This is a genomic window from Pseudomonas azerbaijanoccidentalis (assembly GCF_019145495.1).
Taxonomy (GTDB): Bacteria; Pseudomonadota; Gammaproteobacteria; order Pseudomonadales; family Pseudomonadaceae; genus Aquipseudomonas; species Aquipseudomonas azerbaijanoccidentalis.
On sequence record NZ_JAHSTU010000008.1, the window covers coordinates 50,202 to 66,434 of the forward strand.

The 16,233-nt window shown below is 60.5% G+C and carries 14 protein-coding genes; 1 reads left to right on the plus strand and 13 read right to left on the minus strand.

Going from position 1 to position 16,233, the window contains the following annotated elements:
* Nucleotides 1-35 precede the first annotated feature (35 nt).
* The 13 genes from KVG88_RS23190 to leuC all read right to left on the minus strand — a co-directional run bounded on the left by KVG88_RS23190 (nt 36) and on the right by leuC (nt 15,135).
* Complete coding sequence (locus tag KVG88_RS23190) at nt 36-596, minus strand: CvpA family protein (RefSeq protein WP_150701209.1); 561 nt, start codon at nt 594-596, stop codon at nt 36-38.
* Nucleotides 597-845: 249 nt separating this feature from the next.
* A complete protein-coding gene (locus KVG88_RS23195) occupies nt 846-1,505 on the minus strand; it encodes an SPOR domain-containing protein (RefSeq protein WP_150701208.1) in 660 nt (219 codons plus the stop codon).
* Nucleotides 1,489-2,796: a bifunctional tetrahydrofolate synthase/dihydrofolate synthase gene (folC, locus tag KVG88_RS23200; RefSeq protein ID WP_150701207.1), complete on the minus strand. Its 1,308-nt coding sequence runs from the start codon at nt 2,794-2,796 to the stop codon at nt 1,489-1,491. Before folC ends, KVG88_RS23195 begins: the two co-directional genes overlap by 17 nt.
* Nucleotides 2,793-3,713 carry an acetyl-CoA carboxylase, carboxyltransferase subunit beta gene (accD, locus tag KVG88_RS23205; RefSeq protein WP_217872859.1) on the minus strand — a complete coding sequence of 307 codons (921 nt, stop codon included), beginning with the start codon at nt 3,711-3,713 and terminating at the stop codon, nt 2,793-2,795. Before accD ends, folC begins: the two co-directional genes overlap by 4 nt.
* A 205-nt stretch (nt 3,714-3,918) precedes the next feature.
* Nucleotides 3,919-4,536 carry a phosphoribosylanthranilate isomerase gene (locus KVG88_RS23210; RefSeq protein ID WP_150701206.1) on the minus strand — a complete coding sequence of 206 codons (618 nt, stop codon included), beginning with the start codon at nt 4,534-4,536 and terminating at the stop codon, nt 3,919-3,921.
* Nucleotides 4,537-4,599: 63 nt separating this feature from the next.
* Complete coding sequence (gene truA / locus KVG88_RS23215; protein WP_150701221.1) at nt 4,600-5,424, minus strand: tRNA pseudouridine(38-40) synthase TruA; 825 nt, start codon at nt 5,422-5,424, stop codon at nt 4,600-4,602.
* Between the two features lie 250 nt (nt 5,425-5,674).
* Nucleotides 5,675-8,395: a motility hub landmark protein FimV gene (locus KVG88_RS23220; RefSeq protein WP_217872860.1), complete on the minus strand. Its 2,721-nt coding sequence runs from the start codon at nt 8,393-8,395 to the stop codon at nt 5,675-5,677.
* Between the two features lie 205 nt (nt 8,396-8,600).
* Complete coding sequence (locus KVG88_RS23225) at nt 8,601-9,611, minus strand: aspartate-semialdehyde dehydrogenase (protein ID WP_217872861.1); 1,011 nt, start codon at nt 9,609-9,611, stop codon at nt 8,601-8,603.
* A gap of 208 nt (nt 9,612-9,819) precedes the next feature.
* Complete coding sequence (asd, locus tag KVG88_RS23230) at nt 9,820-10,932, minus strand: aspartate-semialdehyde dehydrogenase (RefSeq protein ID WP_007975660.1); 1,113 nt, start codon at nt 10,930-10,932, stop codon at nt 9,820-9,822.
* Nucleotides 10,933-11,000: 68 nt separating this feature from the next.
* Entirely contained in the window at nt 11,001-12,083 is a 1,083-nt protein-coding gene (gene leuB / locus KVG88_RS23235; RefSeq protein ID WP_150701203.1) for a 3-isopropylmalate dehydrogenase, read from the minus strand.
* 51 nt (nt 12,084-12,134) lie between these two features.
* Nucleotides 12,135-12,902 carry a class I SAM-dependent methyltransferase gene (locus KVG88_RS23240; protein WP_217872862.1) on the minus strand — a complete coding sequence of 256 codons (768 nt, stop codon included), beginning with the start codon at nt 12,900-12,902 and terminating at the stop codon, nt 12,135-12,137.
* A gap of 155 nt (nt 12,903-13,057) precedes the next feature.
* On the minus strand, nt 13,058-13,702 hold the full coding sequence (gene leuD, locus KVG88_RS23245; protein ID WP_150701201.1) for a 3-isopropylmalate dehydratase small subunit: 645 nt from the start codon (nt 13,700-13,702) through the stop codon (nt 13,058-13,060).
* A gap of 2 nt (nt 13,703-13,704) precedes the next feature.
* On the minus strand, nt 13,705-15,135 hold the full coding sequence (gene leuC / locus KVG88_RS23250; RefSeq protein ID WP_217872863.1) for a 3-isopropylmalate dehydratase large subunit: 1,431 nt from the start codon (nt 15,133-15,135) through the stop codon (nt 13,705-13,707).
* A gap of 147 nt (nt 15,136-15,282) precedes the next feature.
* On the opposite strand from leuC, the gene KVG88_RS23255 reads away from it, so the two are divergent.
* Nucleotides 15,283-16,173: a LysR family transcriptional regulator gene (locus KVG88_RS23255; RefSeq protein WP_150701199.1), complete on the plus strand. Its 891-nt coding sequence runs from the start codon at nt 15,283-15,285 to the stop codon at nt 16,171-16,173.
* The last annotated feature ends 60 nt before the right edge of the window (nt 16,174-16,233 follow it).

Below are 16,233 nucleotides of genomic sequence, written 5' to 3' on the forward strand. Positions count from 1 at the left end.
CAACCCCTACTTAATGGATCTGAACTGAACACAACTCACTGAGGCGTTTTGGCCGTCGGCAAGAGGTGCTCCTTGAACGGAATATCAGCGGGTACGCTGATTCCGCTGGCAAGCCACTGACTGCTCCACCCGAGGATCAGGTTTTTGGACCAGTCGGCGACCAATAGAAATTTTGGCACGAGTTGCGACTGCTGCCACCACTCGTCCTGCTGTACCGGCCCCAGGCTCAACAGCCCGACCGCCACGACCACCAGCAACACGCCACGCGCGGCGCCGAAGGCCATGCCGAGGAATCGATCGGTCCCGGACAACCCGGTGACGCGTACCAATTCGCCGATCAGATAATTGATCATTGCGCCTACGATCAACGTGGCGACAAACATGATGGTACAGCCCGCGATCACGCGAGCCGATGGTGTCTGGATATATCCGGCGAGGTACTCGGACAATGAGCCACCAAACATCCAGGCAACGGCTCCTGCGATGATCCAGGTCAGCAGCGACAGTGCTTCTTTGACGAAGCCGCGGCTCAGACTGATCAATGCGGAGATGGCGACGATTGCAACGATCGCCCAGTCAACCCAGGTAAATGGCACAGTGCAGCCTACAGACGGATAAGGCGGCGCATTTTAGCAGAGCCCATGCTTATCGGTAAGCTGCGATTGTCAGTGCATTTCAAATCGGTGCGATAGTTTTCTTTGCCGAGACCGCATACAGCCTTTGTAGCCGCTGGCGAAGCCTGCGTTCGGCGGCGTAGCCGTCGTGAATGCGGGCACCGATAGCGGCGGCTTCGCCACCGAACGCAGCCTCGCGGGCTCGTCAGCTTCTACAAAGAATGGGGGGATTCAGCCGCGCTCTGGTTGAAAGCGCACGACAAAGCCTTTGAGGTTCTGCTGGCGATTGAGCAAGTCGCGCAGACGATCGGCTTCGGCACGCTCGATCAGCGGCCCGACAAACACGCGATTCTTGCCATCGGCGGTGCGGATGTAGGCGTTGTAACCCTGGCTGCGCAAGGTCTTCTGCAGTTTTTCCGCACTTTCACGGTTGGCCAGGCTGGCCAATTGCACCGACCAGCTTACCGAGAGGCCATTGGCGTCGACGCGGCTTTGAGTGGTATCCGGCTTGCCCGGTGCGGCGCTGATTGGCTGGGATGGCGCCGTCGCTGGTTTAGCGGCCAATGCCGGAACCGGTGCCGGAGCAGGCGGGGGCGTGACCGGTTTTGCTGCAGGCGTCGTAGCGACCGGTGCGGCCGGAGCTTCCTGTTGGGCAATTTCGTCGTCGCTCGGCACAGGCTCTTGCGGCAAGGCTTGCGGCTCAGGCACCACTACCGGTTCAACCTGAACCTGTGGCATCGCCGGTGCCTGAGGCGCCGCCGGGGCTTCGACCGTGACCTGGCGCTGCTCATCCTGGCGGGAGAACAGCATCGGCAGGAAAATCACGGCCAGTGCAACGAGTACGAGCGCGCCAACCATGCGCTGTTTGTAGGCCTTATCCAGCAATGCCATTTGCCGCTTCCTCCGTGGAGCGCCGAGCCAGCCACTCAAGGGCCTCGGCGACACAATAAAATGATCCGAACAACAATATTTCATCGTCGCTCGTTGCCAGCGCGCTCTGCCCTTCCAGGGCGGCAGCCACGCTGTCATAGGATGTTACTGAGGCGCCGCGCTTGTGCAACGCTTCCTGCAAATCGTTAACCGGCCGTGCTCGCGGCGAATCCAGTGGTGCAACGGCCCAGTGCTCGACACTAGCACTCAACTCGTCAACAACACCATCCAGATCCTTGTCGGCCAACAATCCGAACACCGCCAGACGCTTGCCGACCGGCGGACGACTGGCCAGGCGTCGGGCCAGATACTCCGCCGCATGGGGGTTGTGCCCCACATCCAGCAACAAATTAAGACGCTTGCCCTGCCAGTTGAACTGCCGGCGATCGAGACGACCGACCACCCGCGTGGCTTGCAGTGCCTGAATTATCTGCGAATCCACCCAAGGCAAACCGAGCAACAGGTAAGCCTGCAGGGCCAGCGCGGCGTTTTCCATCGGCAGATCGAGCAGCGGCAAATCACGCAATTCAACCACACGGCCCTGGGCGTCAAGGCCGCGCCATTGCCAGTTGTGGTCGGTGGTACCGAGGTCGAAATCGCGCCCACGCAGGAAAAACGGGCAATCAAGCTCGCGCGCTTTGTCCAGCAAGGGTTGCGGAGGATTCAGATCGCCACAGAGCGCAGGCGCTCCCTGGCGGAAGATGCCGGCCTTCTCGAAGGCCACGGATTCACGGGTATCACCCAGGTAATCCGCGTGATCGACACCAATGCTGGTGACCAGCGCCATGTCGGCATCGACCACGTTGACCGTGTCCAGACGCCCGCCCAGACCGACTTCCAGCACCACGGCATCGAGCGCGGACTGTTGAAACAGCCAGAACGCCGCCAGGGTGCCCATTTCGAAGTAAGTCAGGGACGTGTCGCCACGCCCGGCCTCCACGGCAGCGAAGGCCTGACACAGCTCGGCGTCAGTGGCTTCGACGCCATTGACCTGCACCCGCTCGTTGTAGCGCAGCAGGTGCGGGGAGTTATAGACACCGACTTTCAGGCCCTGTGCGCGCAGCAATGAAGCCACGAACGCACAGGTGGAGCCCTTGCCGTTGGTGCCGGTGACTGTGATTACCCGAGGCGCCGGCTTGCCCAGTCCCATGCGGGACGCTACCTGTTGCGAGCGCTCAAGGCCCATGTCGATGGCCGAAGGGTGCAACTGCTCAAGGTAGGCGAGCCATTCGCCAAGGGTACGTTGGGTCATATGTTGGCAGGCACCGGCGGAACGACGATCGGCTCGATTGGCGCAGCGACGAACTTAGGCGTCGGCAGGCCCATCATTTGTGCCAGCAGGTTGCCCAGGCGCGGACGCAGCTCCTGACGGTGAACGATCATGTCGATTGCGCCGTGCTCCAGCAGGAACTCGCTGCGCTGGAAGCCTTCTGGCAGTTTTTCGCGCACGGTTTGTTCGATGACGCGCGGACCGGCGAAACCGATCAGGGCTTTCGGCTCGCCGACGATCACGTCACCCAGCATCGCCAGGCTTGCGGAAACACCACCGTAGACCGGGTCGGTCAGTACGGAGATGAACGGAATGCCTTCTTCACGCAGACGCGCCAGCACCGCAGAGGTCTTGGCCATTTGCATCAGGGAGATCAGCGCTTCCTGCATCCGCGCACCACCGGAGGCGGAGAAGCAGATCATCGGGCAGCGTTTTTCCAGGGCGTAGTTGGCGGCGCGCACGAAGCGCTCACCGACGATGGCGCCCATCGAACCACCCATGAAGGAGAATTCGAACGCCGACACCACTACCGGCATGCCCAGCAACGTACCGCTCATGGACACCAGTGCGTCTTTTTCGCCGGTTTGCTTTTGCGCAGCGGTCAGGCGGTCCTTGTACTTCTTGCCGTCACGGAATTTCAGACGGTCAACCGGCTCCAGGTCCGCACCCAACTCGGTACGGCCTTCGACGTCGAGGAAAATGTCGATACGGGCGCGAGCGCCGATACGCATGTGGTGGTTGCACTTAGGGCAAACGTCCAGGGTCTTTTCCAGCTCCGGACGATACAGCACAGCCTCGCAAGACGGGCACTTGTGCCAAAGACCTTCAGGCACCGAGCTCTTCTTGACCTCGGAACGCATGATCGAAGGGATCAGTTTGTCTACTAACCAGTTGCTCATGCTTTCTTTCTCCAGTACCGGCGGCCCGAACGCTCTGGTTCGCAGCCCCGCGTATGCCCTTGAGCTAAATTCATATGTGTGGCGATGGTCAATGAATGGCCACGGTCAGCGCGAAACTTGACCTGCGTACCCTTCGAAAAACCCTCAGCCATGCCTGCTTTTTGCAAGTGAAGTTAAAGACGGCGGCAGTGTGCCAGCCGTCACATCAACAGATTGCAGCCTTGATGAATGCGTGAATCTTTGCGTGATCCTTGATGCCCTTGCTCGCCTCTACCCCGCCACTGACATCCACGGCATAGGGACGAACCCGCGCCACGGCCTCGGCAACGTTATCCGGGGTCAGTCCGCCGGCCAGGATAATCGGCTTGCTCAAACCTTGCGGTATCAATGACCAGTCGAAGGCTTCGCCGGTTCCGCCGGGAATGCCTTCGACATAGGCATCGAGCAAAATGCCGCTTGCACTGGGATAGGCGTTGCACGCTGCCGCGATGTCGTCGCCGGCCTTGACCCGCAGCGCCTTGATGTAAGGACGCTGCCAGCTTTCGCATTCCGAGACGGGCTCATCGCCATGAAATTGCAACAGGTCCAGCGGCACCGCCTCGAGGATTTCAGTCAGTTCGGTGCGACTGGCATTGACGAACAACCCCACCGTCGTGACAAACGGTGGCAGCGCCTTGATGATCGAGCGCGCCTGCTGCACCGTCACGGCCCGCGGGCTTTTCGCGTAGAACACAAACCCTATGGCGTCGGCCCCGGCATCGACCGCCGCCAACGCATCTTCTATGCGGGTAATCCCGCAAATCTTGCTGCGAACGGCTGACATGTCGTTAAAACCCCACGGCAAATCCGAGAAAGTCCCGGATGGTAACAAAAGCGTTCGAGGGCGTCAGCCGTCAAGTTCGGAGAAACCGGTAAGGAAGTGCGGCCCAATGTAACGCTCGGGCAACTCGAACTCATCGCGGTACTCGACCTGCACCAGATACAGGCCAAACGGATGCGCCGTGACCCCGCCAGTCCGACGAATACGGCTTTCCAGCACTTCTTTCATCCACTCCACCGGGCGCTCACCGGCACCGATGGTCATCAGCACGCCGGCAATGTTGCGCACCATGTGGTGCAGGAAGGCACTGGCGCGGATGTCCAGCACGATCATCTTGCCGTGTCGCGTAACACGCAGGTGATGCAGCTCCTTGATCGGCGACTTGGCCTGGCACTGACCGGCGCGGAAGGCGCTGAAATCGTGGGTGCCCACCAGATATTGCGCCGCCTCGGCCATGCGCTCGACGTCCAGCGGACGGTGGTTCCAGGTGATTTCTTCGTTGAGGTGCGCCGGGCGGATCTGATCGTTGTAGATCACATACCGATAGCGGCGCGCGATGGCTTTGAAGCGCGCATGAAAATGCGCCGGCATGACCTTGGCCCAGCTGACGCTGACATCGTGCGGCAAGTTGATGTTGGCGCCCATGACCCAGGCTTTCATCGAACGCTCGACCTGGGTATCAAAATGCACCACCTGACCGCAGGCGTGAACGCCGGCATCGGTACGCCCGGCACACAGCAGTGAAACCGGTGAGTCGGCGACTTTGGACAAGGCGTTTTCGAGGGTTTCCTGCACGGTGAGGACGCCAGAGGCCTGGCGCTGCCAGCCGCGATAACGCGAGCCTTTGTATTCAACGCCCAGCGCGATCCGGAAAAAGCCGTCGGCGGCCATTTCTGCAGCCGGGTTATCTAAATTTGCCAAGGAGGGACAGCCTGCTGAAGTACGCAAAGGCGGGCATTATAAGGTGCTCTCCCGGGGATGCCAGAGTTGGTCGATTGAAGATCAAAAGATCGCAGCCTTCGGCAGCTCCTACAAGGTGTCGCATGTCCTTCTGTAGGAGCTGCCGAAGGCTGCGATCTTTTGACTCAATAAACAAAAACGGCAGCCTCATCGGGCTGCCGTTTTATCTACAACACTTGACTCAAGCCAGCCGCGACAGCATCTCCTTGGCTTCGCTCTTCTGACCGTCATCACCTTCGGTCACCACCTCATTGAGGATGTCCCGGGCGCCGTCGTTGTCGCCCATGTCGATGTAGGCCTGAGCCAGATCGAGTTTGGTAGCAACCTCATCGGTGCCGGAGAGGAAATCGAAGTCCGGCTCGTCGTCCACGGTGGCCAGCGCATCGTCCACGGTGAAGGTTGGTTCGCTGATGCTCTGGGACAGGCGATCCAGCTCGGCGTTGACATCATCCAGCTCGGACTCGAATGCATCCGGAGTCGTTGCAGCATCCATCTCATCGGCCAGCGACAGATCGAAATCCGCCGGCAGCTCCAGGTCGTCCAGCGGTGCCTCAGCCACTACGGGCGCTTCAACCGGTGGCAGATCCTTCATGCCATCGTCCAGATCCAGCAGGAAATCATCTTCGGCCAGAATGGCCGGAGACGTTTCGGCACCGAGGTCCATGTCCAGGTCGAAATCCGACAGGTCATCGAGGCTTTCCTTGATGTTCGTCTGCTGCTGCAACACCGACCCAAAGCTCAGGTCGTCATCCAGCGGGAAATCTTCCAGCTCGTCCAGGGTCGCGAGGGGCTCCGGCTCGGCTTGCGGTGCCGGAGCGTCGGCTACCGGGGTAATGTTGTCCAGGTCATCCAGACTCAGGTCGAAGGCGCTGTCGAGGTCGTCGACGGCCGGGGCTGGAGCGGGTTCAACAGCGACCGGCGTGACATTCTCCAGGTCATCCAGACTCAGATCGAAAGCGCTGTCGAAATCGTCGTCAAGCGGCGCGGGCTCTGGTTCTGGTGCTTGCGGCTCGTCGAGCAACAGGTCCTTGACGTACTGCGCGTCCAGTTCGGCAGCGACGGCGGCAGCGGCGATACCGCCGGCAGCCACCAGCGCCATCGCAGGGAAACGGCTTTTCAGTTTTTCGACCTGGGCGAAGTTGTCGCCGTTGGCCACTAACTGACGTTCCTGAACCACGAACGCATCGCGGTCGCCTTGCAGACCGTAGACTTCCATCAGCTTCAGACGCAGGTCACTGCGCTGCGGCTCTTGCTTGACGCCGTCTTCCAGCAATGCAGCCGCCTGATTCAGACGACCGGCGGCGATGTGCGACTGGGCCTGACCCAGCACATCGTCGGAGCGCTCGGCGGCCGGCGCGACCAGCGGCGCTGCAATCGGTGGTGTGACCACAACCGGCGCAATCACCGGAGCCGGGGTTGGCGCAGGTGCCGGAGCGGTCGCCAGCTTGACGCTTGGCGGTGGCACTTCCAGACCTTCGAAGCTGCTTTCCGGCAGGTCGAGCTCAGCGGAGAATTCCTGCTCCTCAGCCAAGGCACGGGCCATGCGCAGATGTTTCTCGGCCTCCTGTTGGGCTTTGCGGCGACGAGCCAGCAACAACAGCAAGAGCAACACAACCACTGCCCCACCACCGGCCAGACCCAGCAACCATGGATTGGTCAGCAGTTCGTTGAACTTCTGCTCGTCGGAAGCGGCAGGTGCCGGCTCCGTTGGCTGTTCGGCTGGAACCGGAGCCGCCTCAGGCGCAGCCACCGCAGGCGCTGGCGCGGCTTCGGCAGGTGTTGCCGCCGGGTTCGCTGCCAGCTCGGCCGTGATGGCCGGTGCCGCTGCTGCCGCTGGCACACCTGCTGCACCTTCGGCTTGCAACTTGGCCAGTTGATTGTTCTTCAGTTCGATCAATCGTTGCAGCTTGTCCATCTGACTTTGCAGATCGGCCACGCGGCTTTTCAGTTCGGCATTGTCACGACGGGTCGTGTCGAGGCTTTCCTGGGTAACGGCCAATTTGTTGCCCAAGGCCTTGGCATCACCGGCCGGACCTTTGCCACCAGCTTTGCCGGACTCGGCCGAAACCAGGCTCAGCTTGTCCTGGGCACTTTGGGTGGCAGGCGCGTCACCGCGACCGCGATTGGTGGCATCGAGTTGCTGCTGCCCGGTGCCAGGCTTCGCGACATAGCGACGGCCCTGGCGCCAGGCGGTGTTCTGCGCCGCCACTTCGGCAATGGCCTTGGGCTGCGGCAGAGTCGTGCTTTGCGTTTGATCGGGCAGACGCAATACCTGGCCGGTTTTGAGCCGGTTGATGTTGCCGTCGATAAAGGCATCCGGGTTCAACGCCTGGATGGCCAGCATGGTTTGCTGGATCGAACCGCCGTTACGCGACTTCGCAGCGATTTCCCAAAGGGTATCGCGTGACGTGGTGGTGTATTGGGAGGGCTTGGTCGCCGCAGTGACCGGCGTGGTGCCTGTCGGTGCCGGTTGCGCAGCCGCATCGGCGGTTTGCGGCGAGAATTTGGAAGGATCGAGCAGCACGCTGTAATCGCGCAGCAGGCGGCCGTTGGGCCACATGACCTGAACCAGGAATTTCACCATCGGTTCGGAGAGTGGCTTGCTGGAGGTCACACGCAGGATGCTTTTGCCGCTGGCGTTGAGCACGGGCGTAAACGTCAAGTCGTTGAGAAACGCCTGGCGATCGACACCGGCCTTGGCGAAATCTTCAGGTGAAGCCAGGCTCGGCACCACTTCGGCAGCAGTGAGTTCCTTGACGTCCAGCAACTCGATTTCCGCCACCAACGGCTGGTTCAGCGTCGACTTCAGGGTCAGCTCCCCGAGACCGAGGGCATGCGCCATACCGGAGGACAGCGCCGAGGCGGCCGCTATTGCTAACACCAGTTTGCGAACTTGAACCATAGCTCATCCTTAGTTTGAACATTCCTCGGCCAGCGAGAAGGTGTTGATAGTCGCTGCCGTAAGGCATTGCGTGCGGCGGCGAAGGGTCGTCGCGCGCGATTGTTTCGTGCATGCCCCGGAAAGCCCCGCAGGGTGGCTGACCTTCAGCATTCCGGCAAGCATAGCGCTCACCCGGAATCATTCGAAAATTGTTGCCAAGTATCTTTTACAGCAGGTCTTTTATCAACAATTCGGCCAGCTGCACAGCATTGAGCGCGGCCCCTTTGCGTACGTTATCTGACGTCAACCACAAATTAAGTTCCGACAGGTCGTCGATACCGTGGCGAACCCGACCAACGTAGACCACATCCTGCCCTACCGCATCGCCGACCGGGGTCGGGTAATCGCCGGCCTCGACCAGTTCGATGCCGGGTGCATCTTCCAGTGCGGCGTTGACTTTGACCAGGTCGATCTCGCTGGCGGACTGAAGGGTCACGCTATAGCTATCGCCAAAAAACACCGGGGCTTGAATGCAAGTGACAGAAATTTTCAATGAAGGCAGTGCCACCACCTGACGCAGCTCGCGCACCAGGCGCTTTTCCAGCAGCGTATGGCCCTGCTCGTCCGGCTTGCCGACTTGTGCCAACAAATTGAAGGCCATCTGCCGATCGAAGAATTTCGGTTCCAGCGGGCGTACGTTGAGCAGCTCGGCGGTCTGCCGCGCCAGTTCGCTGACAGCCTCGCGGCCCTGAGCCGACACCGCCAGGCTGGCGGTCAGGTTGACGCGTTGCAAATCGAGCAAACCCAGTAACGGTGCGAGCACTACCGCCAGGGTGGTGGCCGACGGGCTCGGGCTGCTGACCTGGAACGGTTTTTTCAGACCGGCCAGCACTTGGGCGTTGGCTTCCGGCACCACTTGCGGCGCCTGATCGGCCGACAAGGCGCCGGACAGGTCGATCACCGAGCAACCAGCGGCGGTGGCACGGGAAGCAAAACTCAGGGTCACGGCCGGCCCCGCCGCAAAAAACACCAACTGCACTTTGCCGAAGTCGAACTCATCGACTTCGCGCACGCGCACGTTCTTGCCACGAAACGGCACCGAACTGCCGGCGGATTCGCTACTGGCCAACAGATGCAGATTGCCGATCGGGAAATCACGCTCCTCCAGAATCTGCACCAGCGTTTCGCCGACAGTACCGGTGGCGCCGATCACGGCAATATCAATGGACTGGCTCATGGGTTTTCCTCTGGCGAAACGGGGGGGAGCGGCACTTTACCGGGTGGGTAGCTGTTCGGCAATTTAGAGCAAAAGGTCGCAGCCTTCGGCAGCTCCTACAAAGGAATGCGGACACCTGTAGGAGCTGCCGAAGGCTGCGATCTGTTAACGGCCAATAAAAAAACCCGCACCTCTTTCAAGGCACGGGTTCTTTCATTGCATCAATCGATCAACGCTCGAGCAGGATCCGCAGCATGCGACGCAGCGGTTCGGCCGCGCCCCACAGCAGTTGGTCGCCGACGGTGAACGCGCCGACGAACTGCGAGCCCATGTTCAGCTTGCGCAGACGGCCAACCGGAATGTTCAGGGTGCCGGTGACCTTGTTCGGGCTCAGCTCCTGAATGCTGGTTTCGCGGCTGTTCGGCACCAGTTTGACCCAAGGGTTGTGCTGGCTGATCAGCCCTTCGATATCGGCGATCGGCACGTCTTTGTTCAGTTTGATGGTCAGCGCCTGGCTGTGGCAACGCATGGCGCCGATGCGCACGCAAATGCCATCCACCGGGATCGGGCTCTTGAAGCGACCGAGGATCTTGTTGGTCTCGGCCTGGGCCTTCCACTCTTCACGGCTCTGACCGTTCGGCAGTTCCTTGTCGATCCACGGGATCAGGCTGCCGGCCAGCGGTACGCCGAAGTTTTCGGTCGGGTACGCGTCGCTGCGCATGGCTTCAGCCACACGACGGTCGATGTCGAGGATCGCACTGGCCGGGTCGGCCAGTTGATCGGCGACAGCGGCGTGGGTCGCGCCCATTTGCTTGATCAGTTCACGCATGTTCTGCGCGCCGGCACCGGAGGCCGCCTGATAAGTCATGGCGCTCATCCACTCCACCAGACCGGCTTCGAACAGACCGCCCAGCCCCATCAGCATCAGGCTGACGGTGCAGTTGCCACCGATGTAGTTCTTGGTGCCCGCGTCCAGTTGCTGGTCGATGACCTTTCGGTTGACCGGGTCCAGAACGATGACCGCGTCATCCTGCATGCGCAGGCTGGAAGCGGCGTCGATCCAGTAACCCTGCCAACCGGCTTCACGCAGTTTCGGGAAGACTTCGCTGGTGTAGTCGCCACCCTGGCAGGTCAGAATCACGTCGAGGGTTTTCAGCTCTTCAATGCTGTAAGCGTCCTTGAGCGGAGCAATGTCCTTGCCCACGGACGGGCCTTGGCCACCGACATTGGAAGTGGTGAAAAACACCGGCTCGATAAGATCGAAATCCTGCTCTTCCAGCATCCGCTGCATGAGCACGGAACCGACCATACCGCGCCAACCGATCAGACCTACACGTTTCATCGCAACTACACCTTCTTGAAATGTGGGCCGCTGCTTTCGGGGGTGAAATGGGCAGCGGGCCCGAGAGATTACAGATTCCGCAGCGCGGCGACTACTGCGTCGCCCATTTCCTGCGTACCGACTTTAGTGCAACCGGCGGACCAGATGTCACCGGTGCGCAAGCCCTGATCCAGTACCAGGCTGACGGCTTTTTCGATGGCATCGGCCGCCGCCTGCTGGTTGAAGCTGTAACGCAACATCATCGACACCGACAAAATGGTCGCCAACGGGTTGGCGATGCCTTTGCCCGCGATGTCCGGCGCCGAACCGTGGCACGGCTCGTACATGCCCTTGTTGTTGGTGTCCAGGGACGCCGACGGCAGCATGCCGATGGAACCGGTGAGCATCGAGGCCTGGTCGGACAGGATGTCGCCGAACATGTTGTCGGTGACGATGACGTCAAACTGCTTCGGTGCCCGCACCAGTTGCATGGCGGCGTTGTCGACGTACATGTGGCTCAGTTCAACCTGAGGATAATCCTTGGCCACTTCTTCGACGATTTCACGCCACAGTTGGCTGGACGCCAGCACGTTGGCCTTGTCCACCGAGCACAGTTTCTTGCCACGAACCATCGCCATGTCGAAACCGACGCGGGCGATACGGCGGATTTCGCTTTCGCTGTACGGCAGGGTGTCGTAGGACTGACGCTCGCCGTTTTCCAGGGTGCGGGTGCCGCGTGGAGCGCCGAAGTAGATGCCGCCGGTCAGTTCGCGAACGATCAGGATGTCCAGGCCCGCAACGATTTCCGGCTTCAGGCTGGAAGCCTCAGCCAGTTGCGGATACAGGATCGCCGGACGCAGGTTGCCGAACAGGCCCAGTTGTGCACGAATTTTCAGCAGACCGCGCTCAGGGCGGATGTCACGCTCGATGGCATCCCATTTCGGGCCGCCAACGGCGCCCAACAGCACGGCATCGGATGCGCGGGCACGTTCCAGGGTCTCGTCGGCCAGCGGCACGCCGTGCTTGTCGATGGCTGCGCCGCCGATCACATCGTGGCTCAGCTCGAAGCCCAGGGCGAACTTGTCACTGGCCAATTCCAGCACCTTGACCGCTTCGGCCATGATTTCCGGGCCAATACCGTCACCTGGGAGAATCAGAATCTGCTTGCTCATGCTTTCCTCATGTCATCAGTCGGTGCGTCCATGGACGCACCCGGAAAAATTCTATCGTTCAGCCATCAGCACCAGTACATCGGTACTGAACGAACCATCGGCTTCAATCTCAAAATATTCGCGTACTTCATTGCCCATCGACTGCTGCAACTCGCGGATCGCGGCGCGCATCACTGGCGGTGTGCGCATGCGTTCGACCCAGCTGTTGTACTCCAGGCGCAGGCGCTGGCGGCTGGTGCTACGAGTATGCAGCCCCGCCTCGCTGACCTGACGCAACCACTCGCCGGCGGAATAATCGCGCACATGGCTGGTGTCGCGCAGTACTTCGACGCTTTGCAGGTAAGTGTCGAACAACGGGCTACCCGGTGACAACACATCGATGAACGCCGCCACGCCGCCCGGCTTCAGCACCCGACGCACTTCGCGCAGGGCCAGGCCGAGATCGCTCCAGTGATGCGCCGAATAACGGCTGAAAACGAAGTCGAACTCGCCATCGGCAAATGGCAGACGCTCAGCGGCGCCGTTGACCGTGGACACGTTGCTCAAACCACGATCGACGGCAGCGGCAGCCACCACGTCGAGCATTTGCTGCGACAGGTCGTAGGCCACCACTTCTTTCACCAACGAGGCAACGTGAAAACTCACGTGTCCGGCGCCGCAGCCCAGGTCCAGAACCCGCGCAGTGCCCTGCCCCGCCAACTCGGCCTGTAGCAGCGCGAACTCAGTGCCTTGAGCGTGGACAGCGCTGCTCAGGTAGGCCGCGGCCTGTTCACCGAATTGCTTCTGGACTACCTGGGTGTGCTGAGCGGTGCTGGTCATGGGGACTTCCTTTTTAGGGTGAGTCTTGGGGTGTCTCTACTGCCGCCATCGCTAGCAGGCTAGCTCCCACATTGGATCTATGGCGTACACAAATCCCTGTGGGAGCTAGCCTGCTAGCGATGAGGCCGGAGTGGCCTACATCAATCTCGGATCAATCAAGCGTCGCGAAACAACCAAGGCTGGCTCGCACGGTGCCTGGCTTCAAACGTCGCAATCGCATCGCCGTCCTGCAAGGTCAGGCCGATATCGTCCAGGCCGTTGAGCAGGCAGTGTTTGCGGAACGCGTCGATTTCAAAGTTGTAAACCTTGCCGTCCGGACGGGTCACGGTCTGGGTTTGCAGATCGATCTGCAACTGGTAACCCGGATCAGCTTCGACTTGCTTGAACAACTCATCGACTTCGGCATCGCTCAAGATGATCGGCAGCAGGCCGTTCTTGAAGCTGTTGTTGAAGAAGATGTCGGCGTAGCTCGGCGCGATGATGCTGCGGAAACCGTACTCTTCCAGCGCCCACGGCGCGTGTTCACGGCTGGAACCGCAACCGAAGTTCTCGCGAGCCAGCAACACGCTGGCGCCTTGATAGCGCTCGGCGTTGAGCACGAAGTCCTTGTTCAACGGACGCTTGGAGTTGTCCTGGTACGGCTGCCCCACATCGAGGTAGCGCCACTCATCGAACAGGTTTGGGCCGAAGCCGGTGCGCTTGATCGACTTCAAGAACTGCTTCGGGATGATCTGGTCGGTGTCGACGTTGGCACGATCCAAAGGCGCGACAAGTCCAGTATGTTGGGTAAATGCTCTCATGCTTACTGCGCTCCCTGGATCAATTCACGGACGTCGACGAAACGACCGTTCACAGCGGCGGCGGCGGCCATGGCCGGGCTGACGAGGTGGGTACGACCACCCGCGCCCTGACGGCCTTCGAAGTTACGGTTGGAAGTCGACGCGCAATGCTCGCCAGACTCCAAACGGTCCGGGTTCATCGCCAGGCACATCGAGCAACCTGGCTCGCGCCATTCGAAACCGGCTTCGAGGAAGATCTTGTCCAGGCCTTCCGATTCGGCTTGTGCCTTCACCAGACCCGAGCCCGGCACCACGATGGCCTGCTTGATGGTCGAGGCCACTTTCCGGCCCTTGGCGATGACAGCGGCGGCGCGCAGATCTTCGATCCGCGAGTTGGTGCAGGAACCGATAAATACACGGTCGAGCTGAATGTCGGTGATCGCCTGATTGGCGGTCAAACCCATGTACTTCAAGGCGCGCTCGATGGAGCCGCGCTTGACCAGGTCCATTTCCTTCGCAGGGTCCGGCACGTTCTGATCAACAGCCAAGACCATTTCAGGCGAAGTGCCCCAGCTGACTTGTGGTTTGATCTGGGTCGCGTCGAGCTGGACAACGGTATCGAACTTCGCATCAACGTCGGACACCAGGTCTTTCCAGGCTTCGACGGCCAGGTCCCATTCCGCACCTTTCGGGGCGAAGGGACGGCCCTTCACGTAGGCCACGGTTTTTTCGTCAGCGGCCACCAGGCCTACACGAGCGCCGGCCTCGATGGACATGTTGCAGATGGTCATGCGGCCTTCAACGGACAGGTCGCGAATCGCGCTGCCGGCGAATTCGATGGCATGGCCGTTACCGCCGGCGGTGCCGATCTTGCCGATTACCGCGAGGACGATGTCCTTGGCCGTCACGCCGAACGGCAATTCGCCCTCGACCGACACCAGCATGTTTTTCATTTTCTTGGCGACCAGGCACTGAGTGGCGAGCACGTGCTCGACCTCGGAAGTGCCGATACCGTGAGCCAAAGCACCGAATGCGCCGTGGGTCGAGGTATGGGAGTCGCCGCAGACCACGGTCATGCCCGGCAAGGTCGCGCCCTGCTCCGGGCCGATGACGTGGACGATACCTTGGCGGACGTCGTTCATCTTGAACTCGACGATGCCGTACTCATCGCAGTTGTCGTCGAGGGTCTGGACCTGCAAACGCGAGACCTGGTCGGCAATGGCTTCGATGCCGCCCTTGCGCTCCGGGGTGGTCGGAACGTTGTGGTCCGGGGTCGCGATGTTGGCATCGATGCGCCATGGCTTGCGCCCGGCCAGACGCAGACCTTCAAAGGCTTGCGGCGAGGTCACTTCGTGAATGATGTGACGATCGATGTAGATCAGCGCAGAGCCATCGTCGCGCTGCTTGACCAAATGCGAATCCCAGAGCTTGTCGTAGAGCGTTTTGCCGGCCATCAGACGGTTCCTCATCAGCTTGTTTCTATGCCCTGGATTTTGAGATTTTCAATAACCCTTTGGCTTGTGAGGCTGATCCTATGGGGTTACATTAAATAACTCAAATTCATATTTTTTATGCTTTGGATAACCAACTGGAATACTACCATGGACCTGGCCAACCTCAATGCCTTCATTGCCATTGCCGAGACCGGCAGCTTCTCCGGCGCCGGTGAACGGCTGCACCTGACTCAACCGGCAATCAGCAAGCGCATCGCCGGGCTGGAGCAGCAATTGAAGGTGCGGCTGTTCGATCGACTGGGCCGCGAGGTCGGGCTGACCGAGGCTGGCCGCGCCCTGTTACCACGGGCCTACCAGATTCTGAATGTCCTCGATGATACGCGCCGCGCGCTGACCAACCTCACTGGCGAGGTGACCGGTCGTCTGACCCTGGCCACCAGTCACCACATCGGCCTGCACCGTTTACCACCCTTATTAAGGGAGTTCACGCGACGTTATCCCGAGGTCGCGCTGGATATTCAGTTTCTCGATTCGGAAGTGGCCTACGAAGAAATTCTCCACGGTCGCGCTGAACTGGCGGTCATCACCCTGGCGCCGGAACCCCACGCACTGGTAAAGGCCACGCCAGTGTGGGACGACCCCCTGGATTTCGTAGTCGCCCCGGAACATTCGTTGCTGAACACCGGCGCGGTGAACCTGGCGGATATCGCCCGGCACCCAGCGGTGTTCCCTGGTGGAAACACCTTCACCCACCACATCGTCCAGCGTTTGTTCGAAGCCCAGGGCCTGACGCCAAACATCGCCATGAGCACCAACTACCTGGAAACCATCAAGATGATGGTGTCGATTGGCCTGGCCTGGAGCGTGCTCCCGCGCACCATGCTCGACGATCAAGTGGCGCGGATACCTTTGCCGGGCATACAGCTCTCACGCCAGCTAGGCTATATCCTGCACACAGAACGGACGTTATCGAATGCGGCACGCGCCTTCATGGCCTTGCTGGATGCTCAAATCGATCTGCCAGGGACTCCAGGCTAACTTGTGCTACTCCTATAGAGCCGCGAAACCCTGCGTCCAAAGCTCAATTCAGCCCAAGGC

Excerpts from the sequence above, each read along its gene's own strand:
- leuB (WP_150701203.1), bottom strand. The coding sequence starts at position 12,083 with ATGAGCAAGCAGATTCTGATTCTCCCAGGTGACGGTATTGGCCCGGAA.
- truA (WP_150701221.1), bottom strand. The coding sequence starts at position 5,424 with ATGGCCGCCGACGGCTTTTTCCGGATCGCGCTGGGCGTTGAATACAAA.
- accD (WP_217872859.1), bottom strand. The coding sequence starts at position 3,713 with ATGAGCAACTGGTTAGTAGACAAACTGATCCCTTCGATCATGCGTTCC.
- KVG88_RS23240 (WP_217872862.1), bottom strand. The coding sequence starts at position 12,902 with ATGACCAGCACCGCTCAGCACACCCAGGTAGTCCAGAAGCAATTCGGT.
- KVG88_RS23225 (WP_217872861.1), bottom strand. The coding sequence starts at position 9,611 with ATGAGCCAGTCCATTGATATTGCCGTGATCGGCGCCACCGGTACTGTC.
- folC (WP_150701207.1), bottom strand. The coding sequence starts at position 2,796 with ATGACCCAACGTACCCTTGGCGAATGGCTCGCCTACCTTGAGCAGTTG.
- KVG88_RS23220 (WP_217872860.1), bottom strand. The coding sequence starts at position 8,395 with ATGGTTCAAGTTCGCAAACTGGTGTTAGCAATAGCGGCCGCCTCGGCG.
- leuC (WP_217872863.1), bottom strand. The coding sequence starts at position 15,135 with ATGGCCGGCAAAACGCTCTACGACAAGCTCTGGGATTCGCATTTGGTC.
- KVG88_RS23210 (WP_150701206.1), bottom strand. The coding sequence starts at position 4,536 with ATGTCAGCCGTTCGCAGCAAGATTTGCGGGATTACCCGCATAGAAGAT.
- KVG88_RS23195 (WP_150701208.1), bottom strand. The coding sequence starts at position 1,505 with ATGGCATTGCTGGATAAGGCCTACAAACAGCGCATGGTTGGCGCGCTC.
- leuD (WP_150701201.1), bottom strand. The coding sequence starts at position 13,702 with ATGAGAGCATTTACCCAACATACTGGACTTGTCGCGCCTTTGGATCGT.
- KVG88_RS23255 (WP_150701199.1), top strand. The coding sequence starts at position 15,283 with ATGGACCTGGCCAACCTCAATGCCTTCATTGCCATTGCCGAGACCGGC.
- asd (WP_007975660.1), bottom strand. The coding sequence starts at position 10,932 with ATGAAACGTGTAGGTCTGATCGGTTGGCGCGGTATGGTCGGTTCCGTG.